The organism is Kocuria sp. CPCC 205261, assembly GCF_040981025.1.
GTDB lineage: Bacteria > Actinomycetota > Actinomycetes > Actinomycetales > Micrococcaceae > Kocuria > Kocuria marina.
Genome location: NZ_JAVKPU010000002.1, coordinates 171,403 through 187,253, shown reverse-complemented (window position 1 = coordinate 187,253; position 15,851 = coordinate 171,403). Strand labels below are relative to the sequence as shown.

13 protein-coding genes are annotated in these 15,851 nt (G+C 69.8%); 1 reads left to right on the top strand and 12 read right to left on the bottom strand.

What is annotated here, in order from left to right; translation table 11 throughout:
- Nucleotides 1–217: 217 nt before the first annotated feature.
- The gene (locus RF646_RS03930; protein WP_144996763.1) at nucleotides 218–841 is read left to right on the top strand and encodes a type IV toxin-antitoxin system AbiEi family antitoxin; all 624 of its coding nucleotides are present in this window, start codon (nucleotides 218–220) and stop codon (nucleotides 839–841) included.
- On the opposite strand, the gene RF646_RS03925 is transcribed toward RF646_RS03930, so the two are convergent.
- The 12 genes from RF646_RS03925 to thrS all read right to left on the bottom strand — a co-directional run bounded on the left by RF646_RS03925 (nucleotide 831) and on the right by thrS (nucleotide 15,618).
- Complete coding sequence (locus tag RF646_RS03925) at nucleotides 831–3,284, bottom strand: bifunctional (p)ppGpp synthetase/guanosine-3',5'-bis(diphosphate) 3'-pyrophosphohydrolase (RefSeq protein WP_144997002.1); 2,454 nt, start codon at nucleotides 3,282–3,284, stop codon at nucleotides 831–833. The genes RF646_RS03930 and RF646_RS03925 overlap by 11 nt on opposite strands.
- Before the next feature lie 262 nt (nucleotides 3,285–3,546).
- Nucleotides 3,547–4,581, bottom strand: a complete 1,035-nt coding sequence (gene secF, locus RF646_RS03920; protein WP_035961645.1) for a protein translocase subunit SecF — start codon at nucleotides 4,579–4,581, stop codon at nucleotides 3,547–3,549.
- Entirely contained in the window at nucleotides 4,578–6,512 is a 1,935-nt protein-coding gene (gene secD, locus RF646_RS03915) for a protein translocase subunit SecD (RefSeq protein ID WP_368835256.1), read from the bottom strand. The genes secF and secD overlap by 4 nt, the downstream gene beginning before the upstream one ends.
- Before the next feature lie 95 nt (nucleotides 6,513–6,607).
- A complete protein-coding gene (gene yajC / locus RF646_RS03910) occupies nucleotides 6,608–7,195 on the bottom strand; it encodes a preprotein translocase subunit YajC (protein ID WP_368835255.1) in 588 nt (195 codons plus the stop codon).
- A gap of 103 nt (nucleotides 7,196–7,298) precedes the next feature.
- A complete protein-coding gene (gene ruvB, locus RF646_RS03905) occupies nucleotides 7,299–8,399 on the bottom strand; it encodes a Holliday junction branch migration DNA helicase RuvB (protein ID WP_368835306.1) in 1,101 nt (366 codons plus the stop codon).
- Between the two features lie 2 nt (nucleotides 8,400–8,401).
- Nucleotides 8,402–9,043, bottom strand: coding sequence for a Holliday junction branch migration protein RuvA (gene ruvA / locus RF646_RS03900; protein ID WP_064845905.1), 642 nt, complete (start codon nucleotides 9,041–9,043; stop codon nucleotides 8,402–8,404).
- Nucleotides 9,044–9,228: 185 nt separating this feature from the next.
- Nucleotides 9,229–9,954, bottom strand: a complete 726-nt coding sequence (gene ruvC, locus RF646_RS03895) for a crossover junction endodeoxyribonuclease RuvC (RefSeq protein ID WP_240918839.1) — start codon at nucleotides 9,952–9,954, stop codon at nucleotides 9,229–9,231.
- Between the two features lie 4 nt (nucleotides 9,955–9,958).
- Nucleotides 9,959–10,720, bottom strand: coding sequence for a YebC/PmpR family DNA-binding transcriptional regulator (locus tag RF646_RS03890; RefSeq protein ID WP_064846326.1), 762 nt, complete (start codon nucleotides 10,718–10,720; stop codon nucleotides 9,959–9,961).
- Between the two features lie 86 nt (nucleotides 10,721–10,806).
- Nucleotides 10,807–11,538, bottom strand: a complete 732-nt coding sequence (locus tag RF646_RS03885; RefSeq protein ID WP_085105998.1) for a type 1 glutamine amidotransferase — start codon at nucleotides 11,536–11,538, stop codon at nucleotides 10,807–10,809.
- A gap of 9 nt (nucleotides 11,539–11,547) precedes the next feature.
- Nucleotides 11,548–12,861 (bottom strand): MurT ligase domain-containing protein, encoded by a 1,314-nt coding sequence (locus RF646_RS03880; protein WP_368835254.1) that lies wholly within the window; start codon nucleotides 12,859–12,861, stop codon nucleotides 11,548–11,550.
- A 52-nt stretch (nucleotides 12,862–12,913) separates the two neighbouring features.
- The gene (locus RF646_RS03875; RefSeq protein WP_144931830.1) at nucleotides 12,914–13,489 is read right to left on the bottom strand and encodes an HIT domain-containing protein; all 576 of its coding nucleotides are present in this window, start codon (nucleotides 13,487–13,489) and stop codon (nucleotides 12,914–12,916) included.
- Complete coding sequence (gene thrS / locus RF646_RS03870; protein ID WP_368835253.1) at nucleotides 13,486–15,618, bottom strand: threonine--tRNA ligase; 2,133 nt, start codon at nucleotides 15,616–15,618, stop codon at nucleotides 13,486–13,488. Before thrS ends, RF646_RS03875 begins: the two co-directional genes overlap by 4 nt.
- Nucleotides 15,619–15,851 lie beyond the last annotated feature (233 nt).

Sequence of the window (15,851 nt, the reverse complement as noted above, 5' to 3'; positions counted from 1 at the left end):
GCTGACTGCAGGAACGCCCCCGTCCCCGGTGTGCCGGGACGGGGGCGTTCCACTGGTTCCTAAGGGTGGGGGCGTTCCTCGCCTCGGCGCGCGATGCGTACGGCACCGGCCCGCGCACCGTGGCGTGGGAGCGCGCCGCAGGTCTCGGTCCACGGGCGTTCTCCACAATCGGTGCGCTGCCCTGCCCTTCCGGTTCGCCGTGGGGTGGGATGGGTCCATGACGTCCGTGCTCACCGCTCGCGGCACCACCGCGCCCCTCGTCCTGCTCCCGGGCCACCAATTCAGCCGCGCCGAACTGAGCGCGATGACCGAGGACGGTTTGTTGCGCCGCGAACTGCTCGACGCCTACGTACCTGCGACCACCGCCCCCACGCTCCAGTTGAGAGCCACGGTGGTGAGCAGGGTCGTGCCCGGGCACCTGCAACGGCGGGGTGTGCTGGGGCGGCTCGGAGCCGCGTGGTTCTACCGCTGCGCACCCGAGCCCTCGCCCGTGACGATCCTCGTGGACAAGTCCGCGCGCACAACCACAACGGTGCCGCCGGGCCTCGTGATCCACCAGACGGGGTTCGCGCCGCGGGACCTCGTGGTCCACCACGGCATCACACTGACCACTCCCCTGCGCACCGCCGTGGACCTCGCGATACACGTCACCGGCCCGGCCGGCGACGCCGCTCTGCTCGCCCTACTGAGCGCACCGCGCCTGCACTGCTCACCGCAGCATCTGCTCGCCGAACTCGAGGCCCTGGCAAAGCTGCCGGGGCGCCGGGTCGCGATCGCCCGCGTCCGCAAGCTCGCACGGGCGCTCGAGGCCGGACGCGCGGGCGGACCCGTCAAGAGTTGACCGGGCGGTGTCCCGAGGTGCGGTAGACGTCGTAGACGCCGTCGATCCGGCGCACCTGGTTGAGCACGTGGTCCAGGTAGCGGGTGTCCCCCATCTCGAACGAGAACCGGGAGATCGCCAACCGGGACCGCGAGGTGTGCACCTGGGCCGAGAGGATGTTCACGTGGTTCTCCGACAGCGCCTTGGTCACGTCGTAGAGCAGGGACTTGCGGTCGAGGGCCTCCACCTGGATCTCCACGAGGAACAGGGAGGACTGGGTGGGCGCCCACGAGACGTCCTTGATCCGGTCGTCGTCCTCCGGGATGACACGCATGTTAGCGCAGTCCTTGCGGTGCACTGAGATCCCGGACCCGCGCGTGACGAAACCCACGATCTCGTCCGGGGGCACCGGGGTGCAGCACCGGGCGATCTTGACGTAGACGTCCGAGGCCCCCTGCACGAGCACACCCGCGTCCAAGACGCCGGGGCGCACGGGGTGGGTCACCCGCGTGGTCTCGGCGAGGTCCTCCTCGGTGCCCTCGGCCCCGCCCAGGTGTTGCAACAACTTGTCGACGACCTGGTGGGCGCCCACGGCGTCCGAACCGATGGCTTCGTAGAGCGCCGCCACGTCGCCGCGGTTGAAGTCCTGGGCCACCGCGAGCAGCGCTTCGCTCGTGACCGTGCGCTGCAGCGGGAGGTGGTGTTTGCGCAGCGCCCGGGTGAGCTGGTCCTTGCCCCGCTCGATCGCTTCCTCGCGGCGTTCCTTGGAGAACCACTGCCGGATCTTGGTGCGCGCCCGCGGGGAGCCCACGAACTTGAGCCAGTCCTGGGACGGAGCGGCCTGTTCCGACTTGGACGTGAGGATCTCCACGCGGTCCCCGTGTTGCAGCCGGGAGGACAGCGGGGCGAGCTTGCCGTTGACGCGCGCGCCGATCGTGCGGTTGCCCACCTCGGTGTGCACCGCGTACGCGAAGTCCACCGGCGTGGACCCCGTGGGCAGGGCCATGACCTCGCCCTTGGGCGTGAACACGTACACCTCGGCGGTGTTGATCTGATAGCGCAGCGAGTCCAGGAAGTCCGAGGAGTCCTTGGCCTCCTCCTGCCACGACACCAGGGAGCTGAGCCAGTTCAGCTCACCCTCCTTGGCCTTGGGGGTCGCGGAATTCGCCTGGTTGACCTTGTCCTTGTACTTCCAGTGCGCGGCCACGCCGTACTCGGCGCGGCGGTGCATCTCGTGGGTGCGGATCTGGATCTCCACGGGACGCCCCGCGGGCCCGATCACCGTGGTGTGCAAGGACTGGTACATATTGAACTTCGGCATGGCGATGTAGTCCTTGAACCGCCCGGGCAGCGGCCGCCACTTGGCATGCAGCACGCCCAACGCCGCGTAGCATTCGCGCACGGAGTTCACGAGCACGCGCGCGGCCTGCAGATCGTGGATCTCGTCGAAGTCCTTACCCCGCACGATCATCTTCTGGTAGATCGAGTAGTAGTGCTTCGGCCGGCCCGTGATGGTGGCCTCGATGCCGGAGGCGTCCAGCGCCTCGGCGATCTGACCGCGGATCTCCGCGAGGTGACGCTCGCGCTCGGGGGTGCGTTCCCCCACCATGCGCACGATCTCCTCGTAGACCTTGGGGTGCAGGGCCGCGAAGGACAGGTCCTCGAGCTCCCACTTGATCGTGTTCATGCCCAGTCGGTGGGCCAGCGGCGCGAAGATCTCAAGGGTCTCGCGCGCCTTGCGCCCGGAGGACTCGGAGGACACGAAGCGCCACGTCCGGGCGTTGTGCAAACGGTCCGCGAGTTTGATGACCAACACGCGGATGTCCTTGGCCATGGCCACGATCATCTTGCGCACGGTCTCCGCCTGCGCGTTCTCCCCGTACTGGATCTTGTCCAGCTTGGTCACGCCGTCCACGAGCGCGGCGACCTCCTCGCCGAACTCCTCGCGCACCTGCTGGAGAGTGTAGGACGTGTCCTCCACGGTGTCGTGCAGTAGACCGGCCACGAGCGTGGCACCGGTCATCCCGAGTTCCGCGAGGATCGTGGTCACGGCCACCGGGTGGGTGATGTACGGGTCCCCGGACTTGCGCTTTTGTCCCTCGTGGTGGGTGTCCGCGACCGTGAAGGCCCGCTCCAGGACCGAGAGGTCCTCCTCGGGATGCGTGTTCTGCACCGTGCGCAGCAGGGGCACCAGGATGGGCGAGCTCGGGACCGATTCACCGCTGAGCACCGAGAGGGTCGAGCGGGTGCGTTCACTGCGCCCCGGGAAGACCGCCCGCCCGAACACGGGCCGAGAGGCGGGTAGGACGAAATGGGTGCCCCCGAAGTCACCGCGCGCGACACTCGGGCGAGCGGGCGGGGCGGCATTGGGACGGGACGCCTCTTGAGCGGAGGGCGCGTCGGAGGACGTGACCGCGGAGCCCACGGGTGCCTGGGCACCACCGTTCTCGGACTGGCTGGACATCATCCGGGGCCTCCTCATCGTCGCCGCGACCGCGGGAGGCCGGACATGAGCCCCCGCGGGCTGATGTCCCAGTCTAAGCCCGCGCCGACACGCCGCGGACAACGGTGCGGATGTGCCGCGGACGCAGTAAGGACGTGCCGCGGACGCATTGCTCACCTGCCGCGGACGCGGTACCGAGCGACGTCGCCGCCCGCACCGTTCGGTCACGGCGCACGTGGCCGGTCACGCCATGCGCGACCGGCCACGAGTGCGAGGTGTCGCGTCAGACCGCGACGGGATCCGCGCTCACCGGAGGGGCCTCGCCCGTGCGGTGTTCGAGCACCCGGCGGGTCTGCTCCCGCACGCCGGGTTCGCGGTCGCGCAACCACGAGTACAGGGGCGCGGCGACGAACAGCGTGGCGAGCGTGCCCACGATGATGCCCACGAACAGGGACAGCGAGAGGTCCTTCAACGTTCCGGCCCCGAGCAGGTAAGCACCGATGAACAGGATGGACCCCACGGGGAGGATGCCCACCACGGACGTGTTGATCGAGCGCACGAGGGTCTGGTTCACGGCCAGGTTGACCTGTTCCCCGAACGTGCGTTTCCTGCGTTCCTCGGGCGCGCTGCCGTCCACGAGCCCCGCGGTGTTCTCACGCACCTTGTCGAAGACCACCACGGAGTCGTAGAGCGAGTAGGACAGCACCGTGAGGAAGCCGATCACCGCGGAGGGGGTGATCTCGAAGCCCACCAGGGAGTAGACACCCGCGGTGATGACGATCGTGAAGAGCATGGCGGCGATCGCGGACACGGACATCTTCCACGTGCGGAAGTACAGCGCCATGAGTGCGAGCGCGAGCACCACGAAGATCACGAGCCCCCACAGGGCCTGCCGGGTCACGCCCTGGCCCCACGTGGGTCCCACGAAGTTGGAGGTCACCTGGTCCTCGCCCACGCCGTAGGCGTCCTGCAGCTTGTTCTTCAGGGTCAGGGTCTGGTCGTCGTCGAGTTGCTGGGTCTGCACCCGCACGGTGCCCGGGGCGATGTTCGTCACGGTGGCTTCGTGGGCACCGGGGGTCTCGGCGACCGCCCGCTCGCCCAGGGAGACGTCCGTGGTGGACACGTCCGAGACCGTGAACTCGGAGCCGCCCGTGAAGTCGATCCCCAGGTTGAACCCGCCCTTGATCACGGGGATCAGCACGGAGATCACCACGAGGGCCAGGCTCACGGCGAGCCACGGTCCCCGCTTCTGGACGAAGGGGTAGGACGTGCGCCCGCTGTGCAGGTCGTTGCCGAAACGCGCGAGTCGGTTGCTCATCGCTGGGTCTCCTCGGAATCGGGACGGGCGGTGGCCGCGGTCGCGCCGGCGGACGCGTTCCCGTCGGGTTCGGCGGCGGACGGCGGCGCTGCGGACGACGGCGCTGGGCTCGCTTGCTGTGCCGCGCGGCGTCGTCGTTCGGCGATCGTGAGACCGTCACCGTCCTCGGGGCTGCGCAGCCGGCCGGCGCCGCGGTAGAGCGGGACGGCGTCGAGCGCTTCGGGGTCCAGACCGGAGTGCCGCGCGCCGTTGCCGAAGTAGCGGGTGCGCGCGAGCAACACCATGACCGGGTGGGTGAACAGGAACACGACCAGCAGGTCTGCGATCGCGGTGAGACCGAGCGTGAACGCGAAGCCGCGCACGTTGCCCACGGCCACGAAGTAGAGCACCACGGCGGCCAACAGGTTCACGGCCTTGGACGCGAGCACCGTCTGGCGGGCACGTTGCCAGCCGTGGTCCACGGCGGCCGGGATCGTGCGCCCGGCGCGGATCTCGTCACGGATGCGTTCGAAGTAGACGATGAACGAGTCCGCGGTCTGACCGATCGCCACCACGAGACCCGCGACGCCGGCCAGGGACAGCCGGTAGTTCGCGCCCCACCCCAGCAGGGTGATGGCCAGGTAGGTCACGACACCGGCCACGACGAGCGAGGCGATGGTCACGAGACCCAGCCAGCGGTACTGGAACAGCGAGTAGATGCACACGAGCGCCAGACCGATCAGCCCCGCGATGATGCCCATCCGCAACTGGTTGCTGCCCAGGGTCGCGGAGATCTGCTGCTCGGAGTCGATCGAGAAGGACACCGGCAGCGCACCGTACTTCAACTGCTCGGACAGGAACTTGGCCTCGTCCTCGGTGAAGTTGCCGGTGATCTGCGCGCGACCGTCCGTGATCACGGCGTTCATGGTCGGGGCGGAGACCACGGAACCGTCCAGCACGATCGCGAACCGGTTGCGTGCACCGTTCTGCCCGCCCTGGCCGAGCCCGTAGAGCCGCTCGGAGAGTTCCTTGAAGGTCTGCGTGCCCTCGTCGTTGAATTGCAGGTTCACGGCGAACCCGCCCGTCGCGTGGCCCTGGGAGTTGGTCGCCTGGGCGTAGGACGCCGTGGCGATGTCCGTGCCGGGGATCTCGACCGGGCCCAGGATGAACTTGGAGTTGCTCTGCGGATCACACGCCACGATCGCCTTGTCCTGCGGCTGGGAGGCCCGCTCCTCCTGGGGCCGCGGCGCGCTGCAGTCGAGCGCCTCGTACCTGGCGAAGAGATCCCGCGTGACCCACTTGGGGTCGGAGGAGTTCTCGGGCTCACCCTCCGGTTGGGGGATCGACTTGGGGTCGGTGCGCTGGTTCTCCGGGGTGGCCGCGCCGGGACCCGAGACGATCACGGGACGGAACGCCATCTGCGCGGAGGTCTGGATCAGCTCACGTGTCTCGGACGAGGGCACACCGGGCATCGACACCACGATGTTGCGCCCGGACTGCGTGGTGATCTCCGCCTCGGAGACACCTGCACCGTCCACGCGTTGGCGGATGATCTCGACCGCCTGGTCGAGCTGCTCCTGGGAGATGTCCTGACCGGAGTTCTCCCCCTGCAGCGTGGGCGAGAGCACCATCTGTGTACCGCCCTCGAGATCCAGCGCCAGCTTGGGCGCCCACCCGGTGCGGTCGGTGGTCACACCGTAGACGAGCAACCCGGCGAGGATCGCGATCACCGCCGCGAGGGCCACCAGGGCCTTGCGCGCCGACGACGCCGCTGCGGCCGCTCCGGAGCGGGGTCGCCGCTTCGCGGTGCCCGTCCCGTTCCGACCGGACGTACCGTTCGTCGCTGCGGTCCCGTTCCCGGGAGTCCCCTCCGACGTGCCGGAGGCCTTGGTGCGCCGCCAACGGGACCCGCCACGCGATCCCGGGGTCTGCGCCTTCTTCTGTGCTGCCATTGCTGTCCTTCAACGAGCCCTCGACCGGGGCCGCGGCCCGGTCGACACATGAGAAACGGGCCGAGGTCCTCGGCCCGTGTCCCGGTGGGGGGAAATCAGGTGGTGGGGTTACCGCGGTCGTCGCGGTCGCGGGCGTCGCGCCAGGTCTGGTGCGAGGCGTCCGGGGCCGCCGCACCCGGTGTGGTGCCGGACTGGGCGGTACCGGGCTGGGTGGTGCCGCGATGGGTGGTGCCCTGCTCGCCGGCGGCCGTGGAACCGTCCACGGGGTCGATCGGGTCCACGCGGTGCGCCGCACCGGCCGCCTCGGGGGTACCGGCCTGCACGGAGTCCGCCTCGACCACGCCGGGGGCGGCGGTGGTCGCGGACTCGGCGGGCAGCTCGTCCACCACGGTGGTCACGGTCTGGGAGTGCACCGTGACGAGCTGGCCCGGGGAGATCTCGAGGACGGCCTTGTTGTTCTCCCGGTCCATGTCCCGCAGGGTGCCGTAGAGACCGAAGCTCGTCATCACACGCGTGCCCGGTTCCATGGTGGCCTGCTTGGCCTTCATCTGGGCCTGGGCCTTCTTCTGTCGGCGCATGGGCAGCCACAGCAGCAGGACCATGACCACGAGCATCACGGGCAGGAACCATGCGGTTCCGGCGCCGCCACCGGCAGCGTCCTGGGTCTGAGCGAGGATGGTCACGAAGGATCCGTTCTGTCGAGGTGCACGTACAGCGCGACCGGGCACGACTGCGCAGGGTGCGAAGGTCCCGGCCGATCCTCCCCAGCTTAGGGGATGGATCTGGTCACGTGCTGGACGGATCCTCCGAGTCCGGTTCGGTGGCGAGCGCGGTTCTCAGCGCCGGGTCCTTGAACGCAGCGTGCTCGGGGACGTCGAGTCCCAGGTGCTCCCACGCCGCGGCCATGGCGATCCGCCCGCGCGGGGTGCGACCGAGCAGGCCCTCGCGGACCAGGAATGGTTCCGCGACGGTCTCGACCGTCTCGGTCTCCTCCCCCACGGCGATCGCCAGGGTGGACAGCCCCACGGGGCCGCCGTTGAACTTGTTCACCAGGGCCGAGAGCACGTTGCGGTCCAGGCGGTCCAGACCCCGGGCGTCCACCTCGTACATGTCGAGTGCGGATCCGGCGGCCCGCGCGTCGATGCGCACCACGCCGTGCACGAGCGCCCAGTCCCGCACGCGCCGCAGCAGTCGGTTGGCGATACGAGGGGTGCCGCGTGAGCGCGACGCGACCTCCGTGAACGCCTCGCTCGTCATGGTGAGGTCGAGCAGCCCGGCCGAACGGCGCAGCACGAGCTCGAGTTCCTCGACGGAGTAGAACTCCAGGTGACCCGTGAAGCCGAACCGGTCGCGCAGTGGCCCGGGCAGCAGCCCCGCGCGGGTGGTGGCACCCACGAGCGTGAACGGGGGCAGGTCCAGCGGGATGGACGTGGCACCGGCGCCCTTGCCCACCACGATGTCCACGCGGAAGTCCTCCATGGCCATGTACAGCATTTCCTCCGCGGGCCGGGACATCCGGTGGATCTCGTCCAGGAACAGCACCTCCCCGTGGGTCAGGGAGGACAGGATGGCCGCGAGGTCACCGGCGTGCTGGATCGCGGGACCGGACGAGATCCGCAGGGGGACATCCAGCTCCTGCGCGATGATCATGGCCAGGGTCGTCTTGCCGAGGCCTGGAGGCCCGGACAGCAGCACGTGGTCCGCGGTGCGCCCGCGCAGCTTGGAGGCCTCGAGCACGAGGGACAGCTGTGCCCGTACCCGCTTCTGCCCCACGAAGTCGTGCAGGGTCCCCGGGCGCAGGGACGCCTCGAGCTGCTGGTCGTCGTAGTCGCCCTCGGCGCCCACGAGACGTTGTTGGCCCACCGATCCACGTTCCTCCACGGCCATGCTCACCGCCCCCTGGTCCGCGTGTGGGACGTGGCCTTGGCGGTGCCGAGCCAGGACAGCACGGCGCGCAGGATCTCGGCCACGTTGGCGGACTCCGCCAGTTCCGGCTGGGTCTCGAGGGCGTCGTCGATCCCGCGGGCCGCGTCCTTCTCGCTCCAGCCCAGACCCGTGAGAGCGTCCACGACCTGCTCACGCCACACCTGCATGCCGGGCTGTGCGCTCTGCTGCGGCGCGGGGTCCGGCAGGACGAGCTTGTCCGCAAGTTCCAGGACGATGCGCCGCGCGGACTTCGGTCCGATCCCGGGGACGGCCGTGAAGGCCTTGTCGTCGCCGGCGGCGATCGCGCGCCGGGCGTCGTCGGGCCCGAGGACAGAGACCGCGGCGAGCGCGGTGCGCGGGCCCACCCCGGAGACCCCGAGCATGACGGAGAAGATCTCCTTCTCGTCCGCCTGGGCGAAACCGAACAGCACCGGCGCCTCGTCCTTGCGGGCGATGTACGCGGTGTGCAGGTGCGCGGTGGCACCGACCCGCAGCCCGGCGAGCGTGCGGGGGCTCGCGTTGACCTCGATGCCGAAGCCCGAGACCTCCACCACGGCGAGCGTGGCCCCCACGAAGCGCACCTCACCGGTTATCGAGGCGATCACGGTGCCCCTCCCCTCCCACGGCCGCCGGCCGAGAACATCGGTGTGTCCGAACGCGCCGCGACCTAGGGGCAGGACGTGGTGCGCCGTTCGAACACGTGTACGACTTCCTGCTCGTCACTGTACCAAGCGCCGGGGACACCCAGAACGTGTGCTCCCGCTCGTGAGGCGGGCCCGCAGCGGGAGGCTCAGGACACCCGGCCGCGCCGCCCGCGGGTACCGGTCGCTGCGCCCGGCGCGCGGGACGCGGCCGTACCGGATGCGCGGGGCGCAGTGGCACCGGGGGCTCGCGACGCGGTCTCGGCGCGTCGCCACGCCTGCTGCGCCGGAGTCAGTGCGGCACCCCGGCGGGTCTGCATCGGGCGCGAACCCGAGTGGGTGGACGTGCGCTCGGCCGCGTTGACACCGGCCATCCCACCGCGCCACCCGTGGCACACGGCCAGGGCCAGGGCGTCGGCGGCGTCCGCGGGCCGCGGCGGGGCGTCCAGGCGCAGGATGCGCACGACCATGCGGTTCACCGATTCCTTGTCCGCGGAGCCGTCCCCGGTGACCGCGGCCTTGACCTCGGACGGGGTGTGCCACGCGACCGGGATGCCCCGCGCCGCGGCCGCGGCGATCACGACGCCCGTGGCCTGGGCCGTGCCCACGACCGTGGGAGCGTTGTTCTGCGCGAACACGCGTTCCACGGCCACGACGTCCGGGCGAAAGCGGTCCATGAGTTCCTCGGCGGCCCGCATGATCGACAGCACGCGGTGTTCGAGGGCCTCGTGCGCGCGCGTCCCGCTCACCTGGACGTGCACGAACGTCCCGGTGCGCTGCGCGGACATGTCCACCACGGCGAAACCGCACCTGGTGAGACCGGGGTCCACCGCGAGCACGCGCTGTTGGGACTGCCGGGCCACCACGGGACTCACGGAATTACTCGTCGTCCTCGAGCACGGCCATGACCTCGGCCGGGATGTTGGCGTTCGAGTAGACGTTCTGCACGTCGTCGAGCTCCTCGACCGCGTCCGCGAGCTTGAGGAACTTGCGGGCGCCCTCGGCGTCCAGGTCCACCTTCATGGTGGGACGGAACTGGGGGTCGTCGTTGTTGTACTCGAGACCGGCCTCGTCCAGGGCGGTGCGGATCGCGGGCAGGTCGGTCGCCTCGCTGACCACCTCGAAGTCATCGGACTCGTCGAGCACTTCCTCGGCGCCGGCGTCGAGCACGGCCATCAGGACGTCGTCCTCGGTGAGACCGTCCGTCTTGGCGACCTCCACCACGCCCTTGCGCTCGAACAGGTACGCCACGGAACCGGAGTCCGCCATGGTGCCGCCGTGGCGGGTCACGGCCACGCGCACCTCGGAGGCCGCGCGGTTCTTGTTGTCCGTGAGGCACTCGATGTACAGCGCGGTGCCTTGCGGGCCGCGGGCCTCATAGAGGATCTCGGTGTAGTCGATCGTCTCGCCCGTGAGCCCGGCGCCGCGCTTGATCGCGCGGTCGATGTTGTCGTTGGGCACCGAGTTCTTCTTGGCCTTGGAGACCGCGAGTTCGAGCGCGGGGTTACCCGAGGTGTCCGCGCCGCCCATGCGGGCCGCGACCTCGATCCCCTTGATGTACTTGGCGAACGCCTTGGCGCGCTTGGCGTCAATCGCCGCCTTCTTGTGCTTGGTCGTGGCCCACTTGGAGTGACCTGACATGAATGACCTCCTCGAAAGAATGCGTCCGGCCCCTGCGGACCGGACACGGATCGACCTCCATGATAACGAGCGCGGGGCGGGGCCCGTCAGCGCGGGCGCGACGCTGCGACGTCGCGGGCGCGCTGGGCGAGCGTGTCGTCGAGTTCCCCCTCCGGCAGGGTCTCGCCGCGCAGCTCGAGTGCCGCCGCGAGCAGGAAGTCCGCGACACGCGGGTTCTTGGGCAGCAGCGACCCATGCAGGTAGCTGCCCAGCACGTTCGCGGTGCGCGCACCCTCCGTGGCGTCCTGCCCGTTGTTGCCGGCCCCCGAGACGACACTCGCGAGAGGTTGTTGCCCGGCGCCCAGGTGGGTGAGCCCCGAGTGGTTCTCGTAGCCGACGATCGTGCCCAGGTCCGCGGACTCGGTCACGATGTTGCCGATCAGCCGTTCCGGACCGGCCACCGTCTCGAGGTCGAAGATCCCGATCCCGGACAGTGTCTCCCCGGCCCCCGTGCGGAAACTGTGCCCGAAGAGCTGGTAGAGCCCGCAGATCGCGAGCATGGGCACGCCTCGGGCCACGGCCTCGTGCAGTCGCGGTGCCACCACGGCGAGGTCGTCGGCCACGCGGAACTGTCCCGAGTCCTGTCCTCCGCCGCCCACGAAGAGGTCGGCGTTCTCGGGCCACGGGTCGCCGGGGTTGTAGTCCACGATCTCGGTCTCGAGGCCGTGGCGTTCGGCGCGGCGCTTGAGCGTGAGTGTGTTGCCCCAGTCGCCGTAGATGTTCATGTCCCGGGGGTAGAGCTGCACGATGCGCAGCGCCCCGGCGGTGTCGTGTGCCACGGTGTCCTCCTAGATGGCCGCCACGTGCGTCATGTCGCCCAGGATCCTGCGCAGGGAGAGCATGGCCGTGTACGTGCAGAAGATTCTCATGGGGCGCTCCCCCGAGTCCGCGATGAACCGGCATAACGCGTCCTCGAGGTCCGGTTCCACCGCGGCCACGCGCACGAGGTCGTAGTCCAGGCGCAGCGCCATGTCCCATGCGCGCACGCCCGAGACCATGTCCACGCCGCCGTCGCGCAGCGCGTCGAAGTCCACGTCCCACAGCCACGAGACGTCCCGGCCGTCCGCGTACTGGTCGTTGATCGCGATCATCGTGGCGTAGTCCTGCGCGGAGGCCGAGGCCAGGGAGAGCCGGAAGCCCGCGGGGTTCTTCACGAGCAGCAACTGCAGGGGCTTGTCCTGGACCGTGATGGTCTCCCCGCGACCGAACGCCGGGGTGACCTTCCCCAGTTCGGCCACGAGGGAGGGGACGTCCGCGGCGTCGCCGAGCACCTGCAGGCTCGTGGCGAGGGCGGCCGCGGCGTTGTACTGGTTGTAGACGCCGTACAGGTCCACCGTGGCGTCGTGCTTGCGCCCGCGCACGTCGAGTTCCACGCTGCGCGCGTTCACGGCCTCGAGCACGACGTCGGCGTCGGGCCGACGCGCGGACGGCACGTCCGAGTCCTGGGCGCCGGGGTCCACCTGTCGTAGCCCGTCACGCATGTCGTCGTCGGACGGGAACATGGGGCGCAGTGCGTCCGAGAGCCCGAACCAGCTCACGGCGGTGCCCTCGGTCACGTCCTGGGCGAGGCTCGCGATCCGAGGGTCCTCGCGGTTGAGCACGACCGTGCCCGTGGTGGCGCGCGCGACCTGGCTCAGCATCCGGCGCGTGGTGTCGATCTCCCCGAACCGGTCGAGCTGGTCCCGCATCACATTGAGCAACAGCGAGATCCGGGGCCGGACCTGCTTCACGAAGTGCACCGCGTGGGCCTCGTCCAGCTCGAGCACCGCGACGTCCGCCACGAGCCGACCGAACGCGTCCATCTCCGCGAGCAGGGACGCCGCGACACCGCGCACGAAGTTGGAGCCCGTGCGATTGGTGAACACGCGCAGTCCTTGTGAACGCAACAACTGGACGGTCATCTTGGTCGTGGTGGTCTTGCCGTTGGTGCCGCTGATCACCACCACGCCGAGTGGCAGCTTGGCGAGCTCCTCCGCGACGAACCCGGGGTGCAGTTTCTCCATGACCAGGCCGGGGAAGGCGGAGCCACCGCCGCGCAGGCTCGAGGCCCAGCGCACCCCCTGGCCGAGGACACGTACGAGTGGTCGGGACATGGTCTCCATCCTAGTGAGCGGGCGGATTCGCCCGGGGGGGCGGTCCGGGGCCCGCGGGGGGTCAGTCCCGGGGCCACGCGCGGGCGATGTCCTCGCGCGTGGCCGCCAGGGTCTGGATGAGGGGTTTGGTGTGGGCGACGACGGGCATGAAGTTCGCGTCCCCCGTCCAGCGCGGGACCACGTGTTGGTGCAGGTGCTCGGAGAGCGAACCGCCGGCGGCCTGGCCCAGGTTGAGTCCCACATTGAACGCCGCGGGGCTGGCGACGTCCCGGATCACGAGGACCACGGTGCGGGTCAGCGTGTTGAGCTCCCACAGTTCGTCGTCCGTGAGCTCCGTGAGCTCCGCCACGTGGCGGTACGGGCACACGAGCACGTGGCCCGGGTTGTACGGGAACAGGTTGAGCACCGCGAAGCAGTGCTCCCCGCGGTGGACGATCAGCGCGTCCTCGTCCGAGCGGCCCGGCGCGGTGCAGAACGGGCAGCCCGGAGGCTGCTCCACGGACGTCTCCTCCCCGCGCACGTACGCCAACCGGTGCGGGGTCCACAGCCGTTGGAAACCGTCCGGGTCGCCGGGCAGTTCGAACTCGTCCCGGCTCACGCCCTCCCCGTCCGACGCCGCGGCGTCCGGGGCGCTCACGACTGTCCCGACGCCGCGTCACCCGCCGCGGCGTCGGCCGCGACGGCGCCGTTCCCGGCCTCCGGGGCCTTCGGGGTGTCCTGCGCGGGCGCCGTGGGGTCCGCGTTCTGACGCCGATCGATGTGGCCCGTGATCAGTTCCACCGCGTCCTGCTGGGACACTCCGTTGTACTGCGAGCCATCGCGGAAGCGGAACGAGACGGTACCGGCCTCGGCGTCGTCGCCCCCGGCGATCACGACGAACGGGATCTTGTCCTTGGAGGCCGTGCGGATCTTCTTGGGGAACCGGTCCGAGGACGTGTCCACCTCCACACGTACGCCGCGTTCGCGCAAGGCCTGAGCGAACTCATCGAGGTAGTCGTCGAAGGCGTCCGCCACGGGGATCGCCCGGACCTGGGTGGGCGACAGCCACACCGGGAACGCCCCCGCGTAGTGCTCGGTGAGCACGCCCATGAACCGCTCCACGGACCCGAACAGGGCCCGGTGGATCATCACGGGCCGGCGCCGGGTGCCGTCCGACGCCTGGTACTCGAGGTCGAAGCGCTCGGGGAGGTTGAAGTCGAGCTGGATCGTGGACATCTGCCACGTGCGCCCGATCGCGTCCCGCGCCTGCACCGAGATCTTGGGACCGTAGAACGCCGCTCCCCCGGGATCCGGTACGAGCTGGAGCCCCGAGTCCTGGGCGACCTCCTGCAGGGTGCGAGTGGCCTCCTCCCAGATCTCGTCCGAGCCCACGAATTTCTCCGGGTCCTTGGTGGACAGTTCCAGGTAGAAGTCGTCCAGACCGTAGTCCTTGAGCAGGGACAGCACGAAGTTCAGGGTGCTCGTGAGCTCGCCCTTCATCTGCTCACGCGTGCAGTAGATGTGGGCGTCGTCCTGCGTCATCCCACGCACACGCGTCAGACCGTGGATCACACCGGACTTCTCGTAGCGGTAGACCGCACCGAACTCGAACAACCGCAGCGGCAGTTCCCGGTAGGAACGGCCCCGGGAGCGGTAGATCAGGTTGTGCATGGGGCAGTTCATGGGCTTGAGGTAGTAGTCCTGGCCCGGTTTGGTCAGCTCACCCGTGGCCGGATCGCGCTCCTCGTCCACGTGCATGGGAGGGAACATCCCGTCCCGGTACCAGTCCAGGTGACCCGAGACCTCGTAGAGATGACCCTTGGTGATGTGGGGCGTGTAGACGAACTCGTACCCGGCCTGGGCATGGCGCTCGCGGGAGTAGTCCTCCATCTCCTTGCGGATGATCCCGCCCTTGGGGTGGAACACCGGCAGCCCGGAGCCCAGTTCGTCCGGGAAGGAGAACAGGTCCAGCTCCACACCCAGCTTGCGGTGGTCGCGGCGCTCGGCCTCTGCCAATCGTTCCTTGTACTCGCGCAGTTCGTCCTTGGTGGGCCATGCCGTGCCGTAGATCCGCTGCAGCTGCTTGTTCTTCTCGCTCCCGCGCCAGTACGCGGCGGCCGAACGCATCAGCGCGTAGCCGTTGCCGATGTGCTTGGTGTCCGGCAGGTGCGGGCCGCGGCACAGGTCCCGCCACACCACGTCCCCGCTCTTACGGTCCAGGTTGTCGTAGATCGTGAGGTCACCGGCGGCCACCTCCACCGAGGCACCCTCCGCGGACTCGTCCATGGCACCGGAGCCGGGACCGCCGGCCAGGTCGATGAGTTCGAGCTTGTACGGCTCGTCCGCCATCTCCGCCCGGGCATCGTCCTCGCTCACGCTGCGCCGGCGGAAGATCTGGTTCTTGTTCACGATCTTGAGCATCGACTTCTCGAGCTTCTTCAGATCGTCCGGGGTGAACGGCTCCTCGACGTCGAAGTCGAAGTAGAACCCGTCCGTGATGTAGGGCCCGATCCCCAGTTTCGCGTCCGGGCGCAGCTCCTGCACGGCCTGGGCCATCACGTGGGCCGTGGAGTGGCGCAGCACCTCGAGGCCCTCGGGGTCACCGATCAGCACGCGCTCCACGGTGTCCCCGTCCCGCAGCTCGGTCGCGAGGTCCTTGAGCTCACCGTTGACGTGCGCCACCACGACGTCGCGCTGCTCGCTGTACAGCTCCGCGGCCGTGGTGCCCTGGTCCACGGTGCGTGACTCGCCGTCCACCGTCAACCGCAGGGAAGGGGCATCCGTCATGGTGTTTCTCCTCATCAGATCTTGTGTGCGCCCGCCCGTACCGGGGGCGGGCCGTCGTGCAGGACTCGCGCGCTGGACGCGCCGACGACCTCATCGATGCTACCGCCCCGGCCCCGCCGCCACGAAGACGGGCACGACGCCGCTGCGGGGCCGCGTCCGTGCGGACCGCGCCTCTCCGGCCGAGCCGGCCGCCTCCACGACAGCGCGGTGCGCGGACGCGGGCGTGCCCCGGC

Coding starts and splice junctions, on each gene's coding strand:
- RF646_RS03930 (WP_144996763.1), top strand. CDS start 218: ATGACGTCCGTGCTCACCGCTCGCGGCACCACCGCGCCCCTCGTCCTG.
- RF646_RS03925 (WP_144997002.1), bottom strand. CDS start 3,284: ATGTCCAGCCAGTCCGAGAACGGTGGTGCCCAGGCACCCGTGGGCTCC.
- secF (WP_035961645.1), bottom strand. CDS start 4,581: ATGAGCAACCGACTCGCGCGTTTCGGCAACGACCTGCACAGCGGGCGC.
- secD (WP_368835256.1), bottom strand. CDS start 6,512: ATGGCAGCACAGAAGAAGGCGCAGACCCCGGGATCGCGTGGCGGGTCC.
- ruvB (WP_368835306.1), bottom strand. CDS start 8,399: ATGGCCGTGGAGGAACGTGGATCGGTGGGCCAACAACGTCTCGTGGGC.
- RF646_RS03890 (WP_064846326.1), bottom strand. CDS start 10,720: ATGTCAGGTCACTCCAAGTGGGCCACGACCAAGCACAAGAAGGCGGCG.
- RF646_RS03880 (WP_368835254.1), bottom strand. CDS start 12,861: ATGGAGACCATGTCCCGACCACTCGTACGTGTCCTCGGCCAGGGGGTG.
- thrS (WP_368835253.1), bottom strand. CDS start 15,618: ATGACGGATGCCCCTTCCCTGCGGTTGACGGTGGACGGCGAGTCACGC.